The organism is Delftia sp. SD018 (genome assembly GCF_017355445.1).
In the GTDB taxonomy this organism is placed as follows: Bacteria; Pseudomonadota; Gammaproteobacteria; order Burkholderiales; family Burkholderiaceae_C; genus Comamonas; species Comamonas acidovorans.
This window is the reverse complement of record NZ_JADDRN010000012.1, coordinates 119,881-145,457: the sequence shown is the minus strand read 5'-3', so window position 1 is coordinate 145,457 and position 25,577 is coordinate 119,881. Positions and strand designations below refer to the sequence as shown.

The 25,577-nt window shown below is 66.9% G+C and carries 22 protein-coding genes and 8 tRNA genes; 9 read left to right on the top strand and 21 right to left on the bottom strand.

From position 1 onward, the window contains the following. Positions 1-36: 36 nt before the first annotated feature. From INR38_RS14245 to folC, 16 genes are all read right to left on the bottom strand, one after another. Positions 37-1,467, bottom strand: a complete 1,431-nt coding sequence (locus INR38_RS14245; protein WP_207442187.1) for a TolC family protein — start codon at positions 1,465-1,467, stop codon at positions 37-39. Between the two features lie 226 nt (positions 1,468-1,693). Then, positions 1,694-2,062: a hypothetical protein gene (locus INR38_RS14240; protein ID WP_224986538.1), complete on the bottom strand. Its 369-nt coding sequence runs from the start codon at positions 2,060-2,062 to the stop codon at positions 1,694-1,696. Positions 2,063-2,345: 283 nt separating this feature from the next. Next, positions 2,346-2,422, bottom strand: a tRNA-Asp gene (locus INR38_RS14235). A gap of 44 nt (positions 2,423-2,466) precedes the next feature. Further along, positions 2,467-2,542, bottom strand: a tRNA-Glu gene (locus INR38_RS14230). Positions 2,543-2,579: 37 nt separating this feature from the next. Then, positions 2,580-2,655: transfer RNA gene (locus tag INR38_RS14225), tRNA-Ala, on the bottom strand. A 13-nt stretch (positions 2,656-2,668) separates the two neighbouring features. Further along, positions 2,669-2,745 (bottom strand) — tRNA-Asp (locus INR38_RS14220). A 44-nt stretch (positions 2,746-2,789) separates the two neighbouring features. Next, positions 2,790-2,865 (bottom strand) — tRNA-Glu (locus INR38_RS14215). A gap of 71 nt (positions 2,866-2,936) precedes the next feature. Then, positions 2,937-3,013: transfer RNA gene (locus tag INR38_RS14210), tRNA-Asp, on the bottom strand. A gap of 44 nt (positions 3,014-3,057) precedes the next feature. Next, positions 3,058-3,133 (bottom strand) — tRNA-Glu (locus INR38_RS14205). Between the two features lie 37 nt (positions 3,134-3,170). Then, a tRNA-Ala gene (locus INR38_RS14200) sits at positions 3,171-3,246 on the bottom strand. A 70-nt stretch (positions 3,247-3,316) separates the two neighbouring features. After that, positions 3,317-4,723, bottom strand: a complete 1,407-nt coding sequence (gltX, locus tag INR38_RS14195) for a glutamate--tRNA ligase (protein WP_065347882.1) — start codon at positions 4,721-4,723, stop codon at positions 3,317-3,319. Next, positions 4,720-5,934, bottom strand: coding sequence for an O-succinylhomoserine sulfhydrylase (locus tag INR38_RS14190; protein WP_013801588.1), 1,215 nt, complete (start codon positions 5,932-5,934; stop codon positions 4,720-4,722). The genes gltX and INR38_RS14190 overlap by 4 nt, the downstream gene beginning before the upstream one ends. A gap of 213 nt (positions 5,935-6,147) precedes the next feature. Continuing rightward, positions 6,148-7,656 carry an amidophosphoribosyltransferase gene (gene purF, locus INR38_RS14185; protein ID WP_012206568.1) on the bottom strand — a complete coding sequence of 503 codons (1,509 nt, stop codon included), beginning with the start codon at positions 7,654-7,656 and terminating at the stop codon, positions 6,148-6,150. Between the two features lie 133 nt (positions 7,657-7,789). After that, positions 7,790-8,281, bottom strand: a complete 492-nt coding sequence (locus tag INR38_RS14180; RefSeq protein WP_012206569.1) for a CvpA family protein — start codon at positions 8,279-8,281, stop codon at positions 7,790-7,792. Positions 8,282-8,330: 49 nt separating this feature from the next. Beyond that, complete coding sequence (locus INR38_RS14175; protein WP_099733179.1) at positions 8,331-9,257, bottom strand: SPOR domain-containing protein; 927 nt, start codon at positions 9,255-9,257, stop codon at positions 8,331-8,333. Positions 9,258-9,327: 70 nt separating this feature from the next. Further along, positions 9,328-10,650: a bifunctional tetrahydrofolate synthase/dihydrofolate synthase gene (gene folC, locus INR38_RS14170; protein ID WP_013801586.1), complete on the bottom strand. Its 1,323-nt coding sequence runs from the start codon at positions 10,648-10,650 to the stop codon at positions 9,328-9,330. Positions 10,651-10,729: 79 nt separating this feature from the next. Here folC and INR38_RS14165 point away from each other — a divergent pair, with 79 nt between their 5' ends. The 4 genes from INR38_RS14165 to argG all read left to right on the top strand — a co-directional run bounded on the left by INR38_RS14165 (position 10,730) and on the right by argG (position 13,868). After that, positions 10,730-11,107 (top strand): ArsC family reductase, encoded by a 378-nt coding sequence (locus INR38_RS14165; protein WP_013801585.1) that lies wholly within the window; start codon positions 10,730-10,732, stop codon positions 11,105-11,107. A gap of 127 nt (positions 11,108-11,234) precedes the next feature. Continuing rightward, on the top strand, positions 11,235-11,978 hold the full coding sequence (locus INR38_RS14160) for a glycine zipper 2TM domain-containing protein (RefSeq protein ID WP_013801584.1): 744 nt from the start codon (positions 11,235-11,237) through the stop codon (positions 11,976-11,978). Positions 11,979-12,105: 127 nt separating this feature from the next. Continuing rightward, the gene (locus INR38_RS14155) at positions 12,106-12,423 is read left to right on the top strand and encodes a pyrimidine/purine nucleoside phosphorylase (protein WP_012206574.1); all 318 of its coding nucleotides are present in this window, start codon (positions 12,106-12,108) and stop codon (positions 12,421-12,423) included. 110 nt (positions 12,424-12,533) lie between these two features. Further along, the gene (gene argG / locus INR38_RS14150) at positions 12,534-13,868 is read left to right on the top strand and encodes an argininosuccinate synthase (RefSeq protein ID WP_013801583.1); all 1,335 of its coding nucleotides are present in this window, start codon (positions 12,534-12,536) and stop codon (positions 13,866-13,868) included. Between the two features lie 202 nt (positions 13,869-14,070). Here argG and INR38_RS14145 read toward each other — a convergent pair whose 3' ends face one another. Further along, a complete protein-coding gene (locus INR38_RS14145; protein ID WP_207442189.1) occupies positions 14,071-14,970 on the bottom strand; it encodes a LysR family transcriptional regulator in 900 nt (299 codons plus the stop codon). A 138-nt stretch (positions 14,971-15,108) separates the two neighbouring features. On the opposite strand from INR38_RS14145, the gene INR38_RS14140 reads away from it, so the two are divergent. Next, the gene (locus INR38_RS14140) at positions 15,109-15,978 is read left to right on the top strand and encodes an MBL fold metallo-hydrolase (protein ID WP_012206577.1); all 870 of its coding nucleotides are present in this window, start codon (positions 15,109-15,111) and stop codon (positions 15,976-15,978) included. Between the two features lie 98 nt (positions 15,979-16,076). Next, positions 16,077-16,442, top strand: coding sequence for an SPW repeat protein (locus INR38_RS14135; RefSeq protein ID WP_207442191.1), 366 nt, complete (start codon positions 16,077-16,079; stop codon positions 16,440-16,442). 96 nt (positions 16,443-16,538) lie between these two features. Here INR38_RS14135 and murB read toward each other — a convergent pair whose 3' ends face one another. Further along, on the bottom strand, positions 16,539-17,639 hold the full coding sequence (gene murB / locus INR38_RS14130; protein ID WP_013801580.1) for a UDP-N-acetylmuramate dehydrogenase: 1,101 nt from the start codon (positions 17,637-17,639) through the stop codon (positions 16,539-16,541). A gap of 104 nt (positions 17,640-17,743) precedes the next feature. On the opposite strand from murB, the gene INR38_RS14125 reads away from it, so the two are divergent. Genes INR38_RS14125 through INR38_RS14115 form a run of 3 tightly spaced genes read left to right on the top strand, consistent with a single transcriptional unit; the run spans position 17,744 to position 19,958 of the window. Continuing rightward, positions 17,744-18,229: a YajQ family cyclic di-GMP-binding protein gene (locus INR38_RS14125; protein WP_012206580.1), complete on the top strand. Its 486-nt coding sequence runs from the start codon at positions 17,744-17,746 to the stop codon at positions 18,227-18,229. A 33-nt stretch (positions 18,230-18,262) separates the two neighbouring features. After that, on the top strand, positions 18,263-18,928 hold the full coding sequence (locus tag INR38_RS14120) for a retropepsin-like aspartic protease (RefSeq protein ID WP_013801579.1): 666 nt from the start codon (positions 18,263-18,265) through the stop codon (positions 18,926-18,928). Between the two features lie 40 nt (positions 18,929-18,968). After that, positions 18,969-19,958 carry an HD domain-containing phosphohydrolase gene (locus INR38_RS14115; RefSeq protein WP_088164174.1) on the top strand — a complete coding sequence of 330 codons (990 nt, stop codon included), beginning with the start codon at positions 18,969-18,971 and terminating at the stop codon, positions 19,956-19,958. Positions 19,959-19,995: 37 nt separating this feature from the next. Here INR38_RS14115 and INR38_RS14110 read toward each other — a convergent pair whose 3' ends face one another. The 3 genes from INR38_RS14110 to INR38_RS14100 all read right to left on the bottom strand — a co-directional run bounded on the left by INR38_RS14110 (position 19,996) and on the right by INR38_RS14100 (position 25,511). After that, positions 19,996-21,762, bottom strand: coding sequence for an FAD-dependent oxidoreductase (locus INR38_RS14110; RefSeq protein ID WP_207442192.1), 1,767 nt, complete (start codon positions 21,760-21,762; stop codon positions 19,996-19,998). Then, entirely contained in the window at positions 21,741-23,285 is a 1,545-nt protein-coding gene (locus INR38_RS14105; protein ID WP_034395892.1) for a polyamine aminopropyltransferase, read from the bottom strand. Before INR38_RS14105 ends, INR38_RS14110 begins: the two co-directional genes overlap by 22 nt. 87 nt (positions 23,286-23,372) lie before the next feature. Continuing rightward, a complete protein-coding gene (locus INR38_RS14100) occupies positions 23,373-25,511 on the bottom strand; it encodes a TonB-dependent siderophore receptor (protein WP_207442194.1) in 2,139 nt (712 codons plus the stop codon). Positions 25,512-25,577: the final 66 nt, after the last annotated feature.

Below are 25,577 nucleotides of genomic sequence, written 5' to 3'. Positions count from 1 at the left end.
TTTCTGATTTCGGGTGTGAGGCAGGGACGGCGCGCTTCACAGCGCGGACGGATCGTCGTAGCGGCCCGCGAGGTATTCGAGCTGTATGCGCGCCGCCTGCAGCTGGTAGCGCGCATCGAGCAGGTCTGCACGGATGGAGCGCAGCACGCGCTGCGCATCGAGCACATCGAGAATGCCGCGCTCGCCGAAGCGGTAGGCGGCCTCGGCCACGCGCAGGGCCGACTCGGCCTCGCGCACCGAACCCTGGCTCAGTGCCTGGGTGCGCAGTCGTGCCATCTCCAGCTCCTTCCAGGCCTGCAGCGTCTGCTGGCGCAGCTCGATCTGCCGGCCTTCCAGCTGCAGACGCGCGCGCTCCAGCTCGGAGGCCGCCTCGTCGATGGGGCCGCGGTGCTGGTCGAGCAAGGGGATCTGGATGCTTACGCCCACCGTGTTCAGGCGCACGTCGGGCTCGCGCGTCTGGCCGTAGCGCAGCTCCACGCCCGGCCAGCGCGAGGCCTTGGCCCCGTCAAGCCGCGCCTGGGCACGCTCGACCTCCGCCTTGAGCTGGCGCAGTTCGGGATGCTCCATGGGATCGATCTCCCCCATGTCCTCGATGCGCAACGGGTCCTCCAGCGACACATCCAGGCGAAAGCGCACGGGCAGCTGGCCTGCGGCCAGGCGGCCCAGCGACAGCTGCGCCTGCTCGGCGCGCAGCCTTGCGGTCTGCTCCTGCTGGCGCGCCTGGATGATTTCGGCATCGGCCTTGATGATTTCGTAGCGGGCCGCCTCGCCGCTATCCACGCGCACGCGGACGCGCTCATGGGCCTGCTCCAGAAGGCGCACCGCCTCCTTGGCGGCCTCGACCTCCGCCTCGCGCAGCACCATTTCGTAGGCGCGCAGCCGCACCTGGGCCACCAGCGCATTGCGCGTGGTCGCCACGAAGTGCACCGAGCCCTGCTCGCCTGCCCTCGCGGCCTCCACGCGCGCACCGCGCACGGCGGGGTTCTCGATGGGCAACGCCACGGCCCAGCCCTGCACCGTGCCGGCCGCCGCGCCGGGCACGCGGGCGCTGTTGCGGCCCTGGTTCCATTCGAGCTTGGGATTGGGCAGCGCCGAGGCGCTGACCACGCCTGCGCGCGCCGTGGTCCGCGACTGCTCGACAGCGCGCAGATCGGGGTTGTGGTCCAGCACGGCGCGAACGACCTCGTTCAGGCTCAGCTGGGGCAGGCGCTGTGCGGCGGCCGAAGCCACAGAAGCCGTTGAAGCTGTCGATGCGGCCTTAGGCGTGACCGGGACGCGGGCCGCTGCGGCCTCGGCGGCGGCAGCCGCGGCGGGTGCCGCCTGGGTCATGGGAGGCTGGGATGCCTGTGCCGAGGCACCGGCACTCCAGCCCACCAGCAGGCTGCAGATCGCGCCTTGCAAGGCCTTGCGCGAAAAGGATGGAAAACGAGCGGGGGCCATTCCCGCCAATACCGTTGGATTCACCATGGCATGCATCTGCCGCGAAACGACAGTCGAGGGGTTGAGTAAGAGATGGGCCCTCCCCTGCGGACAACGCGGGAACGGGCATGGCCGGGCCGTGCGCAGTCAGCGCGCGGACGACGGCATGGCATGCGCGCCAGCAAGGCGCGCACGAGCAGTGATCAGGCAGTGGGATGCGTCAGCCGACAAGGGGCGCAAGGGGCGCAGGGCATGCCTGCGCCGCAATATGCGGTCAGCCGAGCAGGGAAGGTCTTGGAGGGCGCAGCAGCTGGCCCGGAGCGGGCGACAGGTGCGCCTGGGAATAGGTCGAAGGCGGGGCCCACAGCGACACCACCTGCACGGCGATGGGCTCGGGCGGCCAGTACATCTCGGCGGAGCGGTCCTCGCCACAGGCCAGCAGGGCCAGCAGCTGGCGGGTATTGCCGCCGTGTGCCGTCAGCTCGGCAAACTCCGTCTCGTCGTCTTCCTCGACTTCCGCGAGCTCTTCGAGGAATTCCTCATCGATGGTCACGATGGGGTGGTGCGCCAGCAAGCCATCGCTTTCCAGTCCATCGGACGATGCCGACGCCGCCACCTGTCCACAGAAGATGGACAACAGCATCAGCAAGGAAAACAGGAACGATGGCGCAAGGCGCATGGGGCGAGACGAAGGCGGGAGCAGTGAAAGTGAATGTCCCGTGATCGGGACACCATCTATTGTTACGAATGTTGAGGCAAAGTTCCGGGTTTGCCCTTAAAAAATCTGTGGCAAAGCCCGCTTTTCGCACATGCTTGCCTGCCGCCAAGCGAGGCAGCCATGCAGGCGAGCTGCACGCGGCAGAAACAAAAAAGCCACCTTGCGGTGGCTTCTTGTCTGCGCAAACGCTGGGTTTGCACAAGGAATCTGGCGGAGTGGACGGGACTCGAACCCGCGACCCCCGGCGTGACAGGCCGGTATTCTAACCAACTGAACTACCACTCCTGGCAGACAGCTTTTGCGCTCTTTCGAGCCAAGTGCTGCAAACTTGGCGACCCTACGGGGATTCGAACCCCGGTACTCACCGTGAAAGGGTGATGTCCTAGGCCTCTAGACGATAGGGTCAATCCTAGAACTTGCGTAAATACTCAAGTCTCAATTTTGGTGGAGGTAAACGGGATCGAACCGATGACCTCTTGCATGCCATGCAAGCGCTCTCCCAGCTGAGCTATACCCCCAAAAATCCGATACTGGCGGAGTGGACGGGACTCGAACCCGCGACCCCCGGCGTGACAGGCCGGTATTCTAACCAACTGAACTACCACTCCTGGCAGGCTGCTTTTGTGCTCTTGCGAGCCAAGTGCTGCAAACTTGGCGACCCTACGGGGATTCGAACCCCGGTACTCACCGTGAAAGGGTGATGTCCTAGGCCTCTAGACGATAGGGTCACAGCCTATGATCCGCCGATAAAAAAGCGCCTTCGTTTTTCAAAGGCGCTTACATACCAAGCGGCAAATTTTGGCGGAGTGGACGGGACTCGAACCCGCGACCCCCGGCGTGACAGGCCGGTATTCTAACCAACTGAACTACCACTCCTGGCAGACAGCTTTTGCGCTCTTTCGAGCCAAGTGCTGCAAACTTGGCGACCCTACGGGGATTCGAACCCCGGTACTCACCGTGAAAGGGTGATGTCCTAGGCCTCTAGACGATAGGGTCAATCCTAGAACTTGCGTAAATACCCAAGTCTCAATTTTGGTGGAGGTAAACGGGATCGAACCGATGACCTCTTGCATGCCATGCAAGCGCTCTCCCAGCTGAGCTATACCCCCTTCATGCTGCAATCGCTGCTTCTTGTTAGTTGCTGCGTTTGCATCAGAGACTCGAATTATAGACAGGTTTTTAGCGGTTTTTCAAACGGGCCAGAATTTTTTCACGACCCAGCAGCTCCAGCACCGCGTCCACCGAAGGCGTGTGCGCCGTGCCCAGCGTCAGCACGCGCACCGGCATGGCCAGTTGCGGCATCTTCAGGCCCTGGGCCTTGAGCACTTCCTTGATCAAAGCGGCAATGGCTTCCTTGCTCCACTCCACCGAGGCGATGCCTTCGGCGAAGGCGTCCAGGGCGGGCGCCACGGCGTCGGTCACATGCTTGGCCAGGTCTTCGGCGTTGCGGTCGAAGGCGTCCACATAGAACAGGCGCACCCAGCCGGCCAGATCGACCAGGGTTTCGCAGCGGTCCTTGAACAGGGCGCAGATGCGCGGCAGGCGGTCGTCGGCGTCGAGCAGGGCCTGGTCCAGGCCGGTCTTGAGCACGAAGGGGCGCACCAGCTCTGCCAGGGCCGCATCGTCCAGGGCCTTCAGGTGCTGGGCGTTGACCCAGCGCAGCTTGGCCTCGTCGAACTGGCCTGCGCTGCGGCCCAGATGGTCGAGGTTGAACCACTCCAAGAACTGGGCGCGGCTGAAGATTTCGTCATCGCCGTGGCTCCAGCCCAGGCGGGCCAGATAGTTGACCATGGCGTCGGGCAGGTAGCCTTCGTCGCGGTACTGGGTGACGGCCTTGGCGCCGTTGCGCTTGCTCATCTTCTCGCCCTGCTCGTTGAGCACGGTGGGCAGGTGGGCGAACACGGGCACGCTGGCGCCCAGCGCCTCGAAGATGTGGATCTGACGCGGCGTGTTGTTGACGTGGTCGTCGCCACGGATGACATGGGTGATGGCCATGTCCATATCGTCCACGCAGACGCAGAAGTTGTAGGTGGGCGTGCCATCGGGACGCGCGATCACCAGGTCGTCCAGCTCGCTGTTCTGGAACTCGATCCGGCCCTTGCACTTGTCTTCCCAGGCCACGACGCCGCCCTGCGGCGTCTTGAAGCGCAGCACGGGGCGCACGCCTTCGGGCACGGGCGGCAGCACCTTGCCTTCTTCAGGGCGCCAGGTGCCGTCGTAGCGCGGCTTTTCCTTGTTGGCCATCTGGCGCTCGCGCAGGGCGTCGAGTTCTTCCACGCTCATGTAGCAGGGGTAGACATGGCCCGAAGCCTGCAGGCCGGCCAGCACCTCCTTGTAGCGGTCCATGCGCTGCATTTGATAGAACGGACCTTCGTCATGGTCCAGCTGCAGCCAGGCCATGCCTTCGATGATCACGTCCACCGAGGCCTGGGTGGAACGCTCCACATCGGTGTCCTCGATACGCAGGATGAAATCACCACCCGTGGCGCGCGCGAAGGCCCAGGGATACAGGGCCGAGCGGATGTTGCCCAGGTGGATGAAGCCCGTGGGAGACGGGGCAAAACGGGTTCGTACTTTTTGTGTCATTGCAGGGTATCCAGTCCGCGGGACAGATCGTTCTTGATGTCGCCCAGGTATTCCAGTCCGACGGAGATGCGCAGCAGGCCCTGGCCGATGCCGGCGGCACGGCGCTGCTCTTCGCTCAGGCGGCCATGCGAGGTGCTGGCCGGGTGGGTGATGGTGGTCTTGACGTCGCCCAGGTTGGCCGTGATCGAGCACACCAGGGTGCTGTCGGCCACATGGAAGGCGTTGGCGCGCAGTTGCTCGGCGCCCTCGCCCACCACGTCGAAGGACAGCACGCCGCCGCCCATGCCGTTTTGCTGGCGCATGGCCAGCTCGTGCTGCGGGTGGCTGGCCAGGCCCGGGTAGTAGACACGGGCGACCTTGGGATGGGCCTCCAGCCAGGTGGCCAGCTCCAGCGCGGCGGCGCTTTGCGCCTTGACGCGCAGTGACAGCGTCTCCAGACCCTTGAGCACCACCCAGGCGTTGAACGGCGCCAGGTTCAGGCCGCCGCTGCGCAGGAAGGTCCCCATGACCTTGTCCACCAGTGCCGTCGTGCCACAGACGGCGCCCGACATGACGCGGCCCTGGCCGTCCAGCAGCTTGGTGCCGGAGTGCACGACCAGGTCGGCACCGAACTGGGCGGGCCGCTGCAGCGCGGGCGAGGCAAAGCTGTTGTCCACCGCCAGCAGCGCGCCATGGGCGTGCGCCAGTTCGGCCAGCGCGGCGATGTCGCACAGGTCGGTCAGCGGGTTGGTCGGCGTCTCGGCGAACAGCAATCGCGTGTTGGGACGGATGGCGGCCTTCCAGGCCTGCACATCGGTCTGCGAGACAAAGCTGGTCTCGATGCCGAAGCGCGCCATCTCGCCGCCCAGCAGCTTGATGGTGGAGCCGAACATGGACTGCGAGCAGATCACATGGTCGCCCGCCTTGAGCGTGGTCAGCGCCACCAGCAGGATGGCCGACATGCCGGTGGACGTGGCCACGGCGCATTCCGTGCCTTCCATGGCGGCCAGGCGCTGCTCGAAGCTGGTCACCGTGGGGTTGGAGGTGCGGCTGTAGGTGTAGCCAGGCTCTTCGTTGGCGAAGCGGCGCGCTGCCGTTGCGCAGTCGGGCTGCACGAAGCTGCTGGTCATGTACAGGGCTTCGCTGTGCTCGCCCCACTGGCTTCGTTCCACGGCCACGCGCAGGGCCAGCGTATCGGGATGCAGGCCTTCGGGAAGTGTCTTGTTCGTCACGTTGATGGTCCTTGGGGTCGGGCGCGGCCCGCCGATGGCGGCGGTGCCCGGAAAAAAGGAGCTAGAAACACTTGTCACCTGGGGACTTGCTGGGCGTTGCAGCCTGCAGTCCTCCAGCACCAGCGCTTTTAGCTCATTTGTCAAAAAAGGGCGGGCCTCAGGCCCGCCCCCGTATTGTCACTGAAGCCCAATCGCTCGGACTCGGGCTCGGGCTCAGGCTTCCTGGGCGTTGGGCAGGGACAGGCGCGAGGCGTCGCTGGACTCTTCCTCGCCGCCGCGGTTGCGGCCTTCATTGAGTGCCGTGACTTCGTCCTCGGAGATGTCGCCCGTGATGTAGACGCCATCGAAGCACGAGGCCTCGAAGCCCTGCACCTGCGGGTTGATCTTGCCCACGGTCTGCTTCATGGCAGCCACGTCCTGGTAGATCAGCGCGTCGGCACCGATGACCTGACGGATTTCCTCGACCGTGCGGCCATGCGCCACCAGTTCGGCGCGCGTGGGCATGTCGATGCCGTAGACGTTGGGATGGCGCACCGGAGGCGCTGCCGAGGCCAGGTAGACCTTGACGGCACCGGCATCACGCGCCATCTGCACGATTTCCTTGGAGGTGGTGCCGCGCACGATGGAGTCATCCACCAGCAGCACCTTGCGGCCCTTGAACTCGCTGCCGATGGCGTTGAGCTTCTGGCGCACCGATTTCTTGCGCGAGGACTGGCCCGGCATGATGAAGGTCCGGCCCACGTAGCGGTTCTTGACGAAGCCTTCGCGGTACGGAATGCCCAGCAGCTGGGCCAGCTGCATGGCGCTGGGGCGGCTGGATTCGGGAATCGGGATGATGGCGTCGATCTCGTTGGGCGGCACGGTGGAGACCACGCGCTTGGCCAGCGTCTCGCCCATGTTCAGGCGGGCCTGGTAGACGGAGATGCCATCCAGCACGGAGTCCGGGCGGGCCAGGTACACGTACTCGAACACGCAGGGGTGCAGCTCGCTCTTTTCAGAGCACTGGCGGGTTTCGACCTGGCCGTCGCTGTGCACGAACACGGCCTCGCCCGGGGCGACATCGCGCTCGAGCTGGTGTAGCGTGCCTTCCAGGGCCACGGACTCGCTGGCCAGCATCACCGAGCCGTCGGCACCGCGGCCCATGCACAGGGGGCGGATGCCGAACGGGTCGCGGAAGGCCAGCAGGCCGTAGCCGGCGATCAGCGCGATCACCGCATACGAGCCCTTGATGCGCTTGTGCACGGCACTCACGGCCTGGAACACGTCTTCGCTCTTGAGCGGCGCGCCACTGCTGGCGCGGGCCAGCTCGTGGGCCAGCACGTTGAGCAGGACTTCGGAGTCGCTCTCGGTGTTGGTGTGGCGGTGGTCGGTGTCGGACAGCTCCTCGCGCAGCTGCTTGGCATTGGTGAGGTTGCCGTTGTGCACCATGACGATGCCGAAGGGCGCGTTCACGTAGAAGGGCTGGGCCTCTTCCTCGCTGGTCGCGTTGCCGGCCGTCGGGTAGCGCACCTGACCCAGGCCCACCGTGCCCGGCAGGGCACGCATGTTGCGGGTGCGGAACACGTCGCGCACCATGCCCTTGGCCTTGTGCATGAAGAACTTGCGCTCCTGCTGGGTCACGATGCCTGCGGCATCCTGGCCACGGTGCTGCAGCAGCAGCAGGGCGTCATAGATCAGTTGATTCACGGGCGCGGTGCTGACTACACCAACGATTCCACACATAGTTGCGTTCCATCCGTTTGCGAAGGTCGCCCTTCGCTGTCTGGGCCGTAGCAGCCACCCATTGGCCACGCCTGCGCCCGATTTCTCTATCCAAACTGTTTCTGCCAGCCGACTCCTGCGCTGCAGCGCCTTGTCATGCAGCCGGCAGATAGCGTCCCCATTCCTGCGGCAGCTGTGGCAAAACCACAGCCAGCGCCTGCATCAGCCATGGCGCCAAGGCTGAATCCTGCCACCACTGCCCCTGGTGCAGCGGCGTGTAGCTGATCACCATCGTTGCCACCAGGGCCAGCAGCGCCCCGCGCAGCACGCCGAACAGCGCGCCCAGGGTGCGGTCCACGGGCCTCAGCCCCACCGCCTCGATCAGCCGGCGCGACAGCCAGGACACCAGGCCCCAGCCGAACAGCGCCAGCACGAACAACAGCACAAAGCCTGCGGCGTAGCGCAGCTGCATGTCCCAGTCCTGCATGGGCAGCCACAGCGCCACGTCGGCCGCCCAGATGCGGGCCACGACAAAGGCCACCAGCCAGCCCAGCAGAGACAGCACCTCGTACACCAGCCCGCGCCAGGCGCCAAGCAGCATCGAGGCCAGCACGCAGGCCAGCAAAACCCAGTCCACCGTGGACATACGCTATTTCTGTGCGCCCGTGCTGCTTTGCAAGATGTACGTCACCGCGTCAGAGCTTGATCACCGACGCCGGCAGGCCCTGGCCCTTGACGCGCGCCGCCGCCTTGTCTGCTTCGGCCCGGCCGTTGAACGGGCCCACACGCACCCGCGTGCGCTTGCCGTCCTTGGTGTCCACCACCTGCGTGAATGTCTTCAGGCCCGCCAGCTCCAGCTTGGCGCGGATTTCCTGGGCCTTGCCGGCGTCGGAGAAGGCACCGACCTGCACGATAAAGCGTTCGTCCGTCGCCGCGGCCGCCGTTGAAGCGGCGGGCGCGCTGCGTCCTTCCAGCAGGGCACGGGCACGCGCGGCATCGTCGCTCCTGGACGGCTCGGGCTTGGGTTCGGGCTTTGGCTTGGGCTCGGGTTTCGGCTCGGGCTTGGGCTCCGGCTTGTGCTCGGGTTTGGCCGGCTCAGGCTTGGGCTTGGGTTCCGGCTTGGGCTCGGGTTTGGTCTCAGGCTTGGCGGCGGGCTTGGGCTCCGGCTTTGCCTCGGGCTTCGCTTCAGGCTTGACCGGAGCCACCTGGGAAACGGGAGGGGCCACAGGCACGGACGGCGCCGAAGGCCTGCCCATGGGAACCTCTTCCTCATCGGCACCCAGCGAGGCCTGGGCCGACACGCGGCCCGTCGGCGCAGCCGCGCCATGCGAATGGGCGTCCACGGCATTGGCGCCGGGCACGACCAGGGGCGCAACCTTGTCGCGGTCAGGAATCTCGATGGGGATGTCTACGGGAATCGGACGCGGCTGGGTGTCGAACAGCAGGGGGAAACCGACCACGCCCGCCAGGACCAGCACGGCAGCGCCGATGAGGCGGTGGCGCGCCCGGCGGCGCATGACATCGACGCTTTCCGCCTGTCCCAGCCGTGTGGGCCGCCTCGATGCGGACGACGAATCACCGTCGTCTTTTTTGCCGGGCCAACGAAAATTGAAAAATGCCATGGAGTGCGGACTCGTTCATATCGGCCACCACAGCGGCCACGATGGCCGCCTGCGGTGCGGATCACTGGATTCAGGTGCCCAGATGCTTGGCGTTCAGCCGGGGCGGGCCGTCCTGCAGCACGCCGCCCACCGTGAAGAACGAGCCAAAGACCACGATTCTATCAGTGGGACCTGCGGCCAGAACCGCTGCATCCAGCGCCAGCTGCGGGTTTGCGAACGTGGCCACCGACAGCTCGCGGGGCACGCCGGGCGCGGGCGGCAAGGCTTCGATCTTCTGGCGCAGCACTTCGGCGCTTTCGGCACGCGGCGTGGGCAGGTCGGTCAGGTACCAGCGGTCGATCAGCGGTGCGATCCTGCCCAGCATGGGCGCCAGGTCCTTGTCGTGCATGGCGCCGAACACCGCATGCGTGCAGGGGAAGTAACCCATGGCATCGAGGTTGGCCGTCAGCGCCGCCACCGAATGCGGGTTGTGCGCTACGTCCAGCACCAGCGTGGGCTGGCCCGGAATGATCTGGAAACGCCCTGGCAGCTCGACCATGGCCAGCCCCGTGCGCACGGCCTGGGCCGTGACCGGAAGGCGGCTGCGAATGGCTTCGAGCGCGGCCAGCGCACCCGATGCATTGACCAGCTGGTTGGCGCCGCGCAGCGCCGGATAGGCCAGGCCCGCATAGCGCCGCCCGCGTCCGGCCCAGCCCCACTGCTGCTTGTCGCCCGAGAAATTGAAGTCCTGGCCCAGGCGCCAGAGATCGGCGCCAATGGCCTGTGCATGGTCCAGCACGCTTTGCGGCGGCATGGGATCGCTGACCACCACCGGCCGGCCGGCGCGCATGATGCCGGCCTTCTCGCGGCCGATGCTCTCGCGGTCCGGGCCCAGGAATTCCACATGGTCGATGTCGATGCTGGTGATGACGGCGCAATCGGCATCGATCACGTTCGTGGCATCCAGCCGCCCGCCAAGGCCCACCTCGAGAATCGCCACATCCAGCCTGGACTGGCTCATCAGCCGCAGGATGGCCAGCGTGGTGAATTCGAAATAGGTGAGCGCCACTTCCGTGCCCTGCACGCGCGCCTGCTCCACGGCCTCGAACTGCGGCAGCAGCTCGGCGGCCTTCACGATCTCGCCGCCCACGCGGCAGCGCTCCTCGAAATGCACCAGATGCGGCGATGTGTAGACGCCGGGACGAAAGCCCGACTGCAGCGCCACGGCCTCCAGCATGGCGCAGGTCGAGCCCTTGCCATTGGTGCCCGCCACCGTGATCACGGGGCAGTCGAAACGCAGGTCCAGGCGCTGGGCGACTTCGCGCACGCGATCCAGGCCCAGCGCGATATTCTTGGGGTGCAGGCGCTCGCAATATGCGAGCCATGCATCCAATGTGGGAAATGAGGTGTGCATACTGCGCGCTATTGTTACCCAGGGACAGTGTCCTTATGGGGTCCTCGCCATCCGCGGACTGCGGCAACTGCAACCAATCATGACCACCTCAAACACTGTGACGCTCTACGGCATTCCCAACTGCGACACCGTCAAGAAGGCCCGCGCCTGGCTTGCCGACCAGGGCATCGCCTACGAATTCCACGACTTCAAGAAACAGGGCGTCCCTGCCGCGCAACTGCCTGCCTGGATGCAGGCCGTGGGCTGGGAAAAGCTGCTCAACCGCCAGGGCACGACCTGGCGCAAGCTCGATGCCGACACCCAGGCCGGCGCCCAGGATGCGGCCGGTGCCGCAGCCCTCATGCAGCAGCAGCCCAGCGTCATCAAGCGCCCGGTCGTCCAATGGCCGCAGGGACGCATCACCGTGGGTTTTGCGCCCGACGCCTGGGCAGAGCTGGCCCACGAGGGCAAGCGCTAACACTGCCGTCAAGCCTGGAACAGCTTATTACGTGGATTTACGCGGCCGCAAACTGCTTTTCGGGCCCGAGGAATACACTTGCATGGAGCCTGGCAGGAAGTACCGCCAGCGCAACAGGAGTGCAATCATGAAATCCCTGGTTCTTTTGACGCTGGCGGCCACGACCGCCACCGTAGCCCTGGCCCAGGAGCAAGGCCGGGTGCTTTCCGTGACCCCGGTGACGCAACAGGTGGCCGTGCCCCAGCAGGTCTGCCGCGATGAGAACGTCTACTCGGGCCAGCGCAGCACTTCGGGCGCGGGCGCCGTGCTGGGTGCCCTGGCGGGCGGCGTGGTGGGCAACGCCATCGGCCACGGCGGCGGACGCGCTGCGGCCACGGCAGCCGGCGTGATTGGCGGCGCCATGCTGGGCAACCAGGCTGAAGCCTCGGGACAGCAGCCCCAATACCAAACGGTGCGCAACTGCACCACCCAGACCTACTACCAGAACCGCGCCGTGGCCTACGACGTGGTCTATGAGTACGCGGGCCGCAACTACACGACGCGGACCGCCACGCCGCCTGGCGACTGGATTGCACTGAGCGTGCAGCCCGCAGCCAACAGCGGCGCCTACGGCAGCAATGGTTACTACAGCACCAACCAGCCGCCCCAGGCCGCGTACTCCACCACGCCCGTGCCGCCGCCCGTGGTCTATGAAAACAATTACTACGACGGTGGTTACTACCCGGCCCAGCCGGTGCAACCGGTGTATTCGGCCGGTGACTATGTGGCGCCCGTGGTGATTGGTGCAGCCCTTGCTGCCGGCGTGTACTACGCCTCGCGCCCCAGCTATCACGGCTGGCGCGGCGGCTACCGCCATGGCTGGCGCCGCTGAGGCCGCCATGCGCTCGCCCCGCAAGCCCCGACAAGGGGCTTTTTGCATGGCGGCGGCCAGCACGTACGGGCAGCGGCCGGGTGCTGGCCTAAAATGGGCGGTTTAGTCCACCCTCTGCCCAGCTTCCATGACCACCGAAACCATCTCTGGCATCACCCTGACCACCAAGGCCAATGTCTATTTCGACGGCAAATGCATCAGCCACGGCTTCACGCTGGCCGATGGCACGAAGAAGTCTGCCGGCGTGGTGCTGCCCAGCCAGCTGACTTTCGGCACGGCCGCTGCCGAGATCATGGAATGCGTGGCCGGCTCCTGCGAGTACAAGCTCGACGGTTCGGACCAGTGGCTGACCTCCAAGGCCGGCGAGTCCTTCCAGGTGCCTGCGAACTCCAAGTTCGACATCCGCGTGACCGAGGCCTACCACTACATCTGCCACTACGCCTGAGCGCCTGAGCAGACCGACGCATTCGACCTGACGGCGCCCAGGCGCCTTCCGTGTTTTCCGGCAGCCGCGTCCCGCACGCCAGCCGCCATCGTTATTGAGAGAAGCATCGTATGGAAACCATCCTGCAAAACGTTCCCGTCGGCCAGAAGGTCGGCATCGCCTTCTCGGGCGGCCTGGACACCAGCGCTGCCCTGCGCTGGATGAAGAACAAGGGCGCCCTGCCCTACGCCTACACGGCCAACCTGGGCCAGCCCGACGAGGCCGACTACGACGAAATCCCCCGCAAGGCCATGGAGTACGGCGCCGAGCAGGCCCGCCTGATCGACTGCCGCTCGCAGCTGGCCGGCGAAGGCATTGCCGCCATCCAGGCCGGCGCCTTCCACATCTCCACGGGCGGCATCACCTACTTCAACACCACGCCCCTGGGCCGCGCCGTGACCGGCACCATGCTGGTGGCCGCCATGAAGGAAGACGACGTCAACATCTGGGGTGACGGCTCGACCTTCAAGGGCAACGACATCGAGCGCTTCTACCGCTACGGCCTGCTGACCAACCCCGCGCTGAAGATCTACAAGCCCTGGCTGGACCAGACCTTCATCGACGAGCTGGGCGGTCGCGCCGAGATGTCGGCCTTCATGACCAAGGAAGGCTTCGGCTACAAGATGAGCGCCGAGAAGGCCTACTCGACCGACAGCAACATGCTGGGCGCCACGCACGAGGCCAAGGACCTGGAGTTCCTGAACAGCGGCATCCGCATCGTCAACCCCATCATGGGCGTGGCGTTCTGGAAGCCCGAGGTCGAGGTCAAGGCCGAGGAAGTGTCGGTGACCTTTGACGAAGGCCGCCCCGTGGCCATCAACGGCAAGGAAATCGCCGACCCCGTGGAGCTGTTCCTGGAAGCCAACCGCATCGGCGGCCGCCACGGCCTGGGCATGAGCGACCAGATCGAGAACCGCATCATCGAAGCCAAGAGCCGCGGCATCTACGAAGCCCCCGGCATGGCCCTGCTGCACATCGCCTACGAGCGCCTGGTGACCGGCATCCACAACGAGGACACCATCGAGCAGTACCGCATCAACGGCCTGCGCCTGGGCCGCCTGCTGTACCAGGGCCGCTGGTTCGACCCGCAGGCCATCATGCTGCGCGAAACCGCCCAGCGCTGGGTGGCCCGCGCCGTGACCGGCACCGTGACGCTGGAACTGCGCCGCGGCAACGACTACTCCATCCTGAACACCGAATCGCCCAACCTGACCTACGCTCCCGAGCGCCTGTCGATGGAAAAGGTCGAGGACGCGCCCTTCAGCCCCGCCGACCGCATTGGCCAGCTGACCATGCGCAACCTGGACCTGATGGACACGCGCGACAAGCTGGCCATCTACTCCAAGGCCGGCCTGCTGTCGCTGGGCACCAGCACCGCCCTGCCCCAATTGGGCGGCAAGGAATGACCTACACCCCCTGAGCGGCTGACGCCGCTTCCCCCTCTCTACTCGCTTCGCGAGGGAGGGGGACGACGCCCTCGCTGCGGGGCGGCCCTTGCTCGGCATCCCTGGCATGGGACGCGCCCGCCAAGCACGCGACGCCATGGGCCAGAAAATCGCACACTTGCATCCCACAAGCCGCCGCAAGGCGGCTTTTTTTACGCCCCTGCTACCAGCGCGCGCCCTCGAAACGCTGCACGAGAAAATCCAGCAGCGCGCGCACGGCCACCGGCAGGTGGCGGCGCGAGCTGTACAGCGCATGCACGGTCAGCGGCTGCGGGCGCCAGTCCGGCAGCACCAGCTCCAGCTGGCCAGCCTTCAGCATGGGCTGGACCAGGTAGGTAGGCTGGAAGGCGATGCCCGCGCCCTCGACGGCAGCGGCGGCCAGCACGGTGGCTTCGTTGGCGTTGAACCAGGTGGTGACGGCGATCTGCTGCTCATCGCTCTCATCGTCACGCCGCGCCAATTGCCAGACATTGCGGCCCACGCGCATATGGCCCAGGCAGCGGTGGGCCTGCAACTGGGCCGGTGTCTGCGGCCGCCCTGCCGCGTCCAGGTAGGCGGGCGAGGCCACCAGCACCGATTCGCACACGGCCAGCGGCCGGCCGATGAGTGCGGCGCCCGGATCGGCGCTGATGCGTATGGCCAGGTCGATGCGCTGCTGCACCAGGTCCAGCGCGCCGTCGTCCACCAGCAGGTCGATCTTGAGGTGCGGGTGCAGCCGCATGAACTGCGCAATGGCCGGCGCCATCTGCGCATGGCCGAAGGACATGCTGCAGGTCACGCGCAGCAGGCCGCGCAGCTGGCTGTCGCCCGTGCGCATTTCGCCTTGCACCTCATCGGCCAGGGCGAGCATCTGCTGGCTGTAGCGCAGGCACTGCGCACCGGCATCGGTGAGCGAGACGCGGCGCGTGGTGCGGTGCAGCAGGCGCGCGCCCAGCCACTGCTCCAGCGACTCCACATGGCGCGTGGCCATGGCACGCGACAGGTCCAGCCGCTCGGCCGCCGCCGTGAAGCTGCCGCATTCGGCCACCGTGGCAAACACTTGCATCGCCAGCAATCGGTCCATGGATCTGCTCGATTTCTGCAACAAACAAGCGCATATTCTGCGGTTTATCTGCTCGATTTCAAAAACTAAAGTACCACCCATGGCAGCACGGCGCTGCCACCCGTTTTCTGTCTTGTGCTTTTTTCAAAGGAAATCGACATGCTTCGCACCACCGTGCTTTCGCTCACCCTGGCCCTGTCGGCCGGCCTGTCCCATGCCCAGGCGCCCGCCCCGCTGCAGATGAAGGTCTACCAGGCCGACGAACACAGCTTTGCCGTGACCTCCACCCTGATCACCGGCGCCAAGGAGGCCGTGGTCGTGGACAGCGGCTTCACCCGCGCCGACGGCCTGCGCATTGCCGCCAATGTGCTGGACAGCGGCAAACAGCTGACCACCATCCTCATCAGCAATGCCGACCCCGACTACTACTTCGGCGCCGAGGTGCTGAAGAACCTGTTCCCGCAGGCCAAGGTCGTGGCCACGCCCGCCGTGCGCGAGAAAATCGAGTCCAAGCTGCAGGGCAAGCTGGCCTTCTGGGGCCCCAAGATGGGTGCCAACGCCCCCAGCCATCCCGTGCTGCCCGAGGCCCTGCAGGGCAATACGGTGACCGTGGACGGCCAGACGCTGGAGCTGCGCGGCACCACCGGCCCGCTGGCCCATCGCCCCTATGTCTGGGTGCCTGCGCTGCAGGCCATCGTCGGCAACGTGGGCGTGTTCGGCAACCTGCATGTCTGGACGGCGGACACGCAAAAGAGCGCCGAGCGCAAGGCCTGGCTGGCGCAGCTGGACGAGATGCAGGCCCTCAAGCCCGCCGTCGTCGTGCCCGGCCACATGCAGGCCGGCACCGCCATGGACGCCAGCGCCATCGCCTATACACGCGACTATCTCCAGCGTTTCGAGGCCGCCGCCGCCAAGGCCGCAAACAGTGCCGAGCTGATCGGCGCCATGAAGCAGGCCTACCCGCAGGCCGGCATGGCGCTGTCGCTGGACATTGGCGCCAAGGTGAACAAGGGCGAGATGCCCTGGTAAGCAGGCACTTTCACAAAAATCCTCATGGAACCTGCATGCTGCAGCCTTGATCCAACGAATTGCCGCCCTCATTCGTCGTGGCGGCAGGAGGTGCAGCCATGAAATACATGAAGCATTGGCAGGACCCGATCAATGTCCTGCTGGGAGCCTGGTTGGCGGTCTCGCCCTGGGTGCTCGGGTTCCAGGACCAGATGGCGCCCACGGCCAATGGCGTGGTCATCGGCCTGGCGCTGATTGCCGCTGCGCTGGGGGCCATCTTCATGCCCCGCGCGTGGGAGGAATGGACCGAAGGCCTGCTGGGGCTGTGGATGGTGATCTCGCCCTGGGTGCTGGGCTTTGCCGGCCAGATGGACGCCATGCGCAATGCCGTGGTGTCCGGCGTGGTGGTCATGGTGCTGGCGCTGTGGGTGCTGATGACCGACAAGGACTACATGGGCTGGCGCAGCAGCCACTCCGCCCACTGATGCGCTGAAGCACTGAAGCGCTGATACAAAGCAAGCAAAGCGGCCCGCAGGCCTCCATGGTCTGCGGGCCGCTGTTTTCTTGAGGCCGTCGATCGATCAGACCACGACGGGCTCGGGCTCCAGGCGGATGCCGAATCGCTCGTAGACGCTGGTCTGTATCGCGCCGGCCAGCGTCATGACCTCGCCGCCGGTGACGCTGCGGTCCACGCTGTGCCGGTCGCCCCGATTGACCAGCACCAGGGCCTGCTTGTCATACACCCCGGCGCGGCCCATGGATTTGCCCTTCCAGCCGCAGGCATCGATCAGCCAGCCGGCGGCCAGCTTGATGGAGCCGTCGTCCATGGGGTAGTGCACGATCTTGGGCTCGCGCGCAATGATGTCGGCGCACTGCTCGGGCGTCACCGTCGGGTTCTTGAAGAAGCTGCCGGCGTTGCCGATCTGATCCGGGTCCGGCAGCTTGGCGCGGCGGATCTCGCAGACCCAGTCGAAGATCTGGCGGGCCGTGGGCTCGGCCACGCCGGCCTCGGCCTGGCGGCGCTGCAGGTCCAGGTAGCCCAGGCCGGGCTTCCAGTCCTTGGGCAGGGCCAGGCGCACGCGCGTGATCACGGCGCGACCCTTGAGGCCCATGCCGCGCGGCGGCACGCCGCTCATGCGCGCCCGCGCCACGGGCGTGGGTTCGGCCGGGGCGTGCTTGAACACCGAGTCGCGGTAGCCGAAGGCGCATTGCGCGGCATCCAGCGTGAAGGATTCACCGGTGGCCAGGTCGATGGCATCCAGCGACTCGAAGCGGTCCTGCAGCTCCAGCCCGTAGGCGCCGATGTTCTGCACCGGCGATGCGCCCACGGTGCCGGGAATCAGCGCCATGTTCTCCAGGCCGCCATAGCCCTGCGACAGGGTCCAGGCCACCAGGTCGTGCCAGCGCTCGCCGGCACCGGCCTCGACGATCCAGTGGCGATCGGTCTCGCGCAGCAGGCGCATGCCCGCTATCTCCATCTTGAGGACCACGGGATCGACATCGCCCGTGATCACCACGTTGCTGCCGCCGCCCAGCACGAACACGGGCTGGCGGCCCCACAGCGGATCGGCCAGGAAATGGCGAATATCCTCATCGCTGCGCACACGCACCAGGGTGTGGGCACGGGCGGCGATGCCGAAGCTGTTGCAATGCTGCAGCGGAACATTTTTCTCGACTAACATCAGCCGGATTGTCGCACCGCGTCCCCACGCCTCCGGCACCGTGCCCGCATCGCCCGGTCCCGCGCTGCGATACTTTTTCAGAACATTTACAGGAAATATTTGCCATGCCTTCTTTTGACACCGTGTGCGAAGCCGACTTCGTCGAAGTGAAGAACGCCGTGGAGAACACCGCCAAGGAAATCGGCACGCGCTTCGACTTCAAGGGCACCTCGGCCGCCATCGAACTCAAGGACAAGGAAATCACGCTGTTCGGCGATGCCGACTTCCAGCTGCAGCAGGTCGAGGACATCCTGCGCAACAAGCTGACCAAGCGCAGCGTGGACGTGCGCTTCCTGGACATCCAGAAGGCCCAGAAGATCGGCGGCGACAAGCTCAAGCAGACCATCAAGGTCAAGAACGGCATCGAGGCCGAGCTGGGCAAGAAGCTGCAAAAGCTGATCAAGGACAGCAAGCTCAAGGTGCAGGCCGCCATCCAGGGCGACGCCGTGCGCGTCACGGGCGCCAAGCGCGACGACCTGCAGGCGGCCATGGCCCTGATCCGCAAGGACCTGGCCGACCATCCCCTGTCCTTCAACAACTTCCGCGACTGATCGCCCGGCATCCGCCCCTCCATCACAAGCCCCATGCGCCACCTGCGTGCCGTACTTCTGAGCCTGGCCGGCGTGGCCGTGCTGGCTCCGCCACCGGCGACAGCGCAGTCCGTGGCACTCCGCGGCGTGCTGGGCAGCAAGGCCCTGCTGGTCATCGACGGCGGCACGCCACGCGCTCTGGCGGCTGGCGACAGCCTGCAGGACGTGCGCGTGCTGCAGGTATCGGGCGACACGGCCGAGGTGGAAATCAAGGGCCGCCGCCAGACATTGCGCCTGGGCGAAGCGCCCATCAGCCTGGGCGGCCGGGGCGCGGCAGCGGGCGATCCCGCGCTTGGCCGGCGCGTGGTGCTCAAGGCCGACAACCGGGGCCATTTCATCGAACGCGGCCAGATCAATGGCAAGACCATGGTGTACATGGTGGACACGGGCGCCAGCTCGGTCGCCATAGGCCGGTCCGACGCCGAACGCATGGGCCTGCCCTTTCTCAAGGGCCAGCCCGTGATGATGCGCACCGCCAACGGCGACGCCCAGGGCTGGAGCCTGCGGCTGGACTCGGTGCGCGTGGGCGATGTCGAGGTCTTTGGCGTGGACGCCGTGGTCGCCCCTCTTGCCATGCCCTATGTGCTGCTGGGAAACAGCTTTCTGGCCCACGTCCAGATGACCCGCCAGGGCAGCGAGATGGTGCTGGAGCGGCGCTGATGCGGCCTGCACGCGCCCCGCTTTCCGCACCCCGCCACCGATGAGCCGACGCCCCGACGATTCCTACGAAGACCTGCTGGGCCTGTGGTCCGACCTGGAGGCCGCGCTGTCCGTGCTGCTGTCCGCGCCGCTGCAGGTGCAGGGCTTCCTGGTCAAGCTGCAGCAGATCGACCTGTGGCTGCAGGAGCTGATCGCCCACGACAGCGATGCCGCGCTGTACCTGATGTTCCAGCGCGCCTGCTCCTCCACCGTGGGCTACAGCGCCTCCCATGCCCTGGTCTGCGCCTGCCTGTGCCATGTGCTGGCGCGCGAGCTGCGCCTGAACGAGACCGAGCACCGCACCCTGGTACGCGGCGCGCTGACCATGAACATCGGCATGAACGCGCTGCAGGACGAACTGGCGCTGCAGCGCGAGCCGCTGACCCCCGCCCAGCAGCAGGCCGTGCAGCGCCATCCGCTGCAAAGCCAGGCCCTGCTGGCGCGTCTGTTCGTCAACGACGCGCTGTGGCTGGAACTGGTGGCCCGCCACCATGAAGCCGTACCCCAGCAGCCCTTGGCCACACTGCCCCCGGTGCAGCGCCTGGTGCGCATCCTGGGCACGGTGGACCGCTACGCGGCCCTGATCAGCCCGCGCAAGTCACGCGAAGGCCGCAGCGCCGCCGAGTCGCTGCGCGCACTCACCCAGCAGCAGCGCTACTCCGACGAGGTGGGCTTCGCGCTGGTGCGCGCCGTGGGCCTGTGCCCGCCCGGCACCTACGTGCGGTTGGACAACGGCGACATCGCCGTGGTGCTGCGCCGTGGCGAGCCGCCGCAGCCGCCGCTGGTGGCCAGCGTGATCGGCGCCGACGGCGCCAGCCTCTATCCGCCCGTCATCCATGAAGGCGAGGACGGCCCCCGCATCCGCTCGGCACTGGCGCGCGCCGCCATCACGCTGGAGCTGGACCCGCGCACGCTGGCGCAGCTGGGCGTGCTGGCCGCACGCGGCAGCCAGTCGCTGTACCGCATGGTGCAGGTGCCGGGCAACATCTGAAGCGCCTGCCCCGCGCATGTGGCCACCGCGAACAGCCTCAGGTCCGCGCTCCGGCCCACAGGCCCGCATGGTGGCCACGCGTGAAGGCCTCTTCCAGCACCGAGTAGCCGGCCCAGTCGGAATGCGCGAACCACAGGCGTCTCGTGCCCGGCGTGGGCAGCAGGGTCACGCGCTCGCCGGCGCACTGCGCGCTGCGGCCCCGGTGGAGCGACTGCAGCGCCACCTGGCTGAGCAGTTGCTGGTCGCCAGGCCGGGGAATGGCCATGGCGTGGCCGTAGCGCGTGATCTCCATGCGCGTGGCCTTGTGCAGCAGGTCGGGATGGGGGACGAGCAGGCTGCCGACGATGCGGTCCCGCCAGAAGCCGAAGGGCTGGCCCAGTAGTTGCGCGCGCCCGTCAGGCCAGTCGCCCAGCGCCTGGTAGTAACTGAGCACCGTGGGCCGGGGCGTGAGCCGGTCCAGGCCCTGGTGGCCCGCGTCCACGTAACCCAGACCGCCCGCATTCGGATCGGCAAACAGCACGTTGTCCCAGGCAGGATCGGCGCCGGGCCGGTCGGCCAGCGGCCGCTGCAGATGGATGTTGGCCACCAGCCAGGGCGCCCAGTCCAGTCGGCCGGCCACCGCGCGCAGGAAGTCCGGCGCATCGCGCACCACGCGAGCCGCGATGAAGCTGGGCAGGGCCACGACGCAGCGCGCGGCCAGCCAGCGCTCGTGCTGCTGGCGGCCATGGTGGTAGACGTCGATCTCCACACCGTCGGCACCTTCGGCGATGGATAGCACGCTGCAATCCGTCTGCAGGTCGGTGGAGCCCAGCCCTGCCACCAGCTGCTGCGACAGCCAGCCATTGCCCTGGGGCCAGGTCAGCACGGCGTCGCCGGCCTCTTCTGCCGTGCGCTCGTCCTGGCGGCGCGGGGCCGAGAAGCCATGGCGGCTGGCGAAATAGTGAATGCCTGCCCAGGCCGATACGCGCGCCAGGCCCGCGCCAAAGTCGTCGCGGCAGCAGTACTCCAGATACCAGATCAGCTGCGCATCATCGATGCCCTGGCTGGTCAGCCAGGCCTGCATGGTCTGGCCGTCCAGCGCGGCATGGGCGGCGGGCAGCCGGCCCTCGCGCTGCCAGACACGGATGGACGGCATGGCAAACGCCGCCCTGTCCATCTCCTGGGCCACGCTGCGCGCAAAGAGTTCGTACTGCTCCAGCGTGCGCGGCGCCACGCCATCGACGGGCAGCAGGCCCTCATGCCAGGCGCCCTGCCAGAACAGGCGCTCCTGCGGGCTGTGGCACAGATGGCGCTCGTCGTACTGCCAGCGGCCCGCACGGCGCTGGCGCAGGCCAAGGGCCTCCAGCCAGTCCTGCACCTCGGCCGCATCGTCGCCGGGCAGGGGCAGATAGTGGGCACCCAGCGGACAGGGCAGGCCCGCAATGCTGCCGCCCTGGCTGTTGCCGCCCATGGCCTGCTGCGTGTCCAGCAGGGCCACGCCCTGCACACCCGCCAGCTCCAGTGCGCGCGCGGCGGCCAGTCCTGCCATGCCGCCGCCGGCAATCACCACCTTGGCACGGTGCACCACGGCCGGCGCCGGCAGCGCCAGGCCCTGGGCCAGCCGCTGCCAGAACGCGCGCAAGGCATGGCCGCGCTCCAGCGCCACGCCGCTGAATCCGCCGGGCAGGTCTTCAAGCCGCGGTGGCGTTGGCGTGCAGCCGGACAGGCCCAGGCCCAGGGCCGCGCCGCCAGCCAGGCCCTGCAGCCATTGGCGCCGCCTCCACAGGGGCGAGAGGCCGGTGCTCAACGCTCCACCCTGCCCCATTCGCGCTCGTAGGTGTTGACCAGCACCTGGTTGGACAGGCGGTTGACCTCGGCCGGCACACGCGCCATGTCCAGCGGGAAGTCGAACATCAGCGCCATGGTCTGCGCGCTCAGAAAGCGCAGGCCCGCAGGCAGGGCATCGGGCTCGCGCCAAGGCCGGTGGCTGGCGATGACGAAGCCCCATTCGCCAAAGCTGGGCACATGCGCGTGGTAGGGCGTGGCCTGCAGGCCGATGGATTCGATGGTCTGCACCACGGTCCAGTAGCTCTTGCGTGCGATCAGGGGCGAGGTGGTCTGCACCACGGCGTAGCCGCTGGCCGCCAGGCGCTTGTCCAGCAAGGCATAGAAGCTGTTGGTGAACAGCTTGCCGATGGCGAAATTGGTCGGGTCGGGGAAATCGACGATGACCACGTCGAAGGTATCGCCGCCCTGCTGCAGCCAGTGGAAGGCATCGGTATTGAGGATGTGCACGCGCGCATCGCTGAGCGCTTCGCCGTTGAGCCGGCGCAGCATGGCGTTGTCCTTGAACAGGTCCGTCATGGCCGGGTCCAGCTCCACCAGGGTGACCGACTCCACCGAGGGGTACTTGAGCACCTCGCGCACGGCCATGCCGTCGCCGCCGCCCAGCACGGCCACGCGCTTGGGCGCGCCATGCGCGGCCATCACGGGGTGGACCAGGGCCTCGTGGTAGCGGTACTCGTCGCTTTGCGCGAACTGCAGGTTGCCGTTGAGGTACAGCCGCGCGCCCTGGCGCCCCTGCGTCACCACGATGCGCTGGTAGGGCGAGCTGCTGGAGAGCACGATGCGGTCCTGGTAGAAATGGTCGTCGGCCAGGCGCGTCAGATGGTCGGCGCCCCAGATGCCCGTGCCCAGCAGGGCCAGCACGGCCGCGCAGGCCAGGGCATGGGCACGCGGGCGCCGCAGCTCATGCCGAAACAGCAGCAGTGCCCAGACCGCCACCGCCGCATTCATGAAGCCGAACAGCAGCCCCGTGCGCACCAGGCCCAGCTTTGGCACCAGCAGCAGCGGAAATGCCAGCGACACGGCCAGCGCGCCCAGGTAGTCGAAGGTCAGCACCTGGGACACCAGGTCCTTGAGCGTCACATTGCGCTTGAGGATGCGCATCACCAGCGGAATCTCCAGCCCCACCAGCGTGCCCACCACCAGCACCATGCCGTACAGCAGGAACCGGAACGCGCCGGGCGCGTAGGCATTGGCAATGAACAGCGTGGCCGGCAGCGCGCCGCCGACCAGGGCCACCATCAGCTCGATGCGCAGAAAGTGCGCGGGCAGATGGTCCTCGAAATAGCGCGACAGCCAGGAGCCGATGCCCATGGCGAACAGGTAGCTGCCGATGATGGTGGAGAACTGCAGGACCGAATCGCCCAGCAGATAGGAAGCCAGCGCACCCGCAGCCAGTTCGTAAAGCAGGCCGCAGGCCGCGATCACGAAAACGCTGACCAGCAGGGCGATGTCGATGGGACGCGCCGGCTGCGCGCCGGCAAGAGGGGCTGAGGTTTGCACGGCCGGTATTGTGCGCGATGCGCCCCTTCCCGCGTGCAACGGACACCGTGCAAAGCAGGAAGGAGCGCAGCGCCTCGGGCGCCGCCGTCAGAACTGGTAGTTGGCGCTGACCAGAACGCTGCGCGGTGCGCCTGGCATGGAACTGGAGCGCCAGTACTGCTTGTCGAACAGGTTGGACAGCGCCACGGTCACCGTCCAGGCGTCCTGGCGCCAGCCCACCAGCGCATCCCAGCGCGTGTAGCCGGGCAGGAGGGCCGTGTTGGCGGCGTTGGTGAAGCGGCTGCCCGTGTAGGTCACGCCGACTTCGCCGTACCAGGGTCCCTTGGGCGCATAGCGCAGGAACAGGTTGCCGTTGCGCTTGGCCGTGTCACGCAGGTACAGGCCCACGTTGGCGGGGTTTTGCGCGTCTTCAGCCACCTTGGCCTCCATGAAGGCCACGCCGCCGCGCACATACCAGGAACTGGCCACGCGGCCCGCCGCGCTGAACTCGATGCCGCGCGAACGGTCCTTGCCCCGGATGGCCCAGGTGTAGGGATCGTTCTCGGGATCGGGGCGGTAGCGGATGTTGTACTTCTCCAGCTGGTAGACGGAGACCTGGGTGGACAGCGCGCCGCCCAGCCAGTCGCTCTTGACGCCGACCTCGGACTGGCGCGAGTACTGGGGCTCATCGTCCGGCACCGCGCCCACGGCGGTTTCCACGGTCAGGATGCCGCGGCCGCCATAGGGCGAATAGCTCTTGTTCCAGGACGCATAGAAGCTGTGCTCACGCACCGGCTGCCACACCACGCCCACGCGCGGGCTGAAGCCGTTGCCGTCGGTCTTGCGCGTGAGGTTGGCGATCCTGTTGGTGCTCTGGAAGTCGTAGCTGTCGTAGCGCAGGCCCAGCAGCAGCTTCCACTGCTCGGTCAGGCTGACCAGGTCCTGCATGTACAGCGCCTGGCCCTTGCCCTTGTGATAGTTGTCCTGGGTCGGATTGCCCTGCGCCGGACGGCTGGGCCAGACGATGGGCTGCAACGGATCGTAGGAGAAGGTGCTGCCGGGCTGGCCGACGCGCGGCGCGCGCTCTTCCTCGCTGGCCTCCAGGCCCACCAGCAGATCGTGCTTGATGCTGCCCGTGCTGAACTTGCCCGTCAGGTCCAGCGTGTTGGACAGCGTGGTGTTGCGGGTCTGCTGCCAGGCGTAGTTGGGCGTGATCTTGCCGGTCGCGGCGCGGTAGGTGCCGGCGAAATAGTGGTCGAAGTCCTGGCTGGCCTCGCGCTTGCTGGCCACCCAGCGCAGGTTCCAGCGGTTGTTGAAGTCATAGGACAGGTCGGAGCGCAGCACGCGCAGGCGATCTTCCACGTAGTCGCCCGGTGCCGCGAAGCCCTTGCGGATGGAAACGCCGGCTGGCAACTGGTCATAGACCGGGCCGCGATCGGGCACGCGCCAGACGTTGTCATAGGTGTACTGGCCGGTCCAGCGCCAGCCCGTGCGGGTGTCAACCAGGATGCTGGGCGAGACCATCTCGTTGCGGTTGCGTATGCCTTCGCGGAAGCTGTGGGCCTGCTCGCGGTCGGCCGTCAGGCGCACGGCCACGTTCTCGTTGAGCACGCGGTTGATGTCGATGGTGCCGCCCACGTTGTCCCAGGAGCCGCCACGCAGCGTGATGCTGCTCTTGGCGTCGAAGCGCGCCTGCTTGCTCACCATGTTGACCACGCCGCCGCCCGCGCTGCGGCCATAGAGCACCGAGGCCGGTCCCTTGAGGATCTCGATGCGCTCCACATTGGCCGTGCTGCGGCGCACCTGGCCGCTTTCGCGCACGCCGTCGCGGTAGATGTCGCTCTCGTCGGCCTTGAAGCCGCGGATGTACACGCCCTCGCCACGCATGTCGTAAGTGGTGTTCACGCCCGGCACGCCGTCCAGCATGGTGGCCAGGTCGTTGATGCCGTAGCTCTTGTACTTGTTGACCTCCAGCGTATCGATGGTCTGCGGGATGTCCTTGGGCGCCAGGTAGGTCTTGGTCGCCGTGGTCACGCCTTCGGGGCGCACGTCGTCAGGGTCGTACTGGGAGGCGTTGACCTGCAGCGTGGGCAGGGTGTGGGCCTGTTGCGGCTGCGTCTGCGTCTGGGCCGGATCGGCTGGAGCGGCCTCCTGGGCATGGACCGCGCCCGCCAGCGCGGTGGTGATGATGCCAGCGGTCACACCCGCTGAAAGCCTTGCCCTGCGGGCGGCTTGATGGTCTGTCATGGAAACCCTCTCTTCGAATGAAGGGGGCGATTCTATTTAGAATGCAAACGAATATCATTTGCAAAC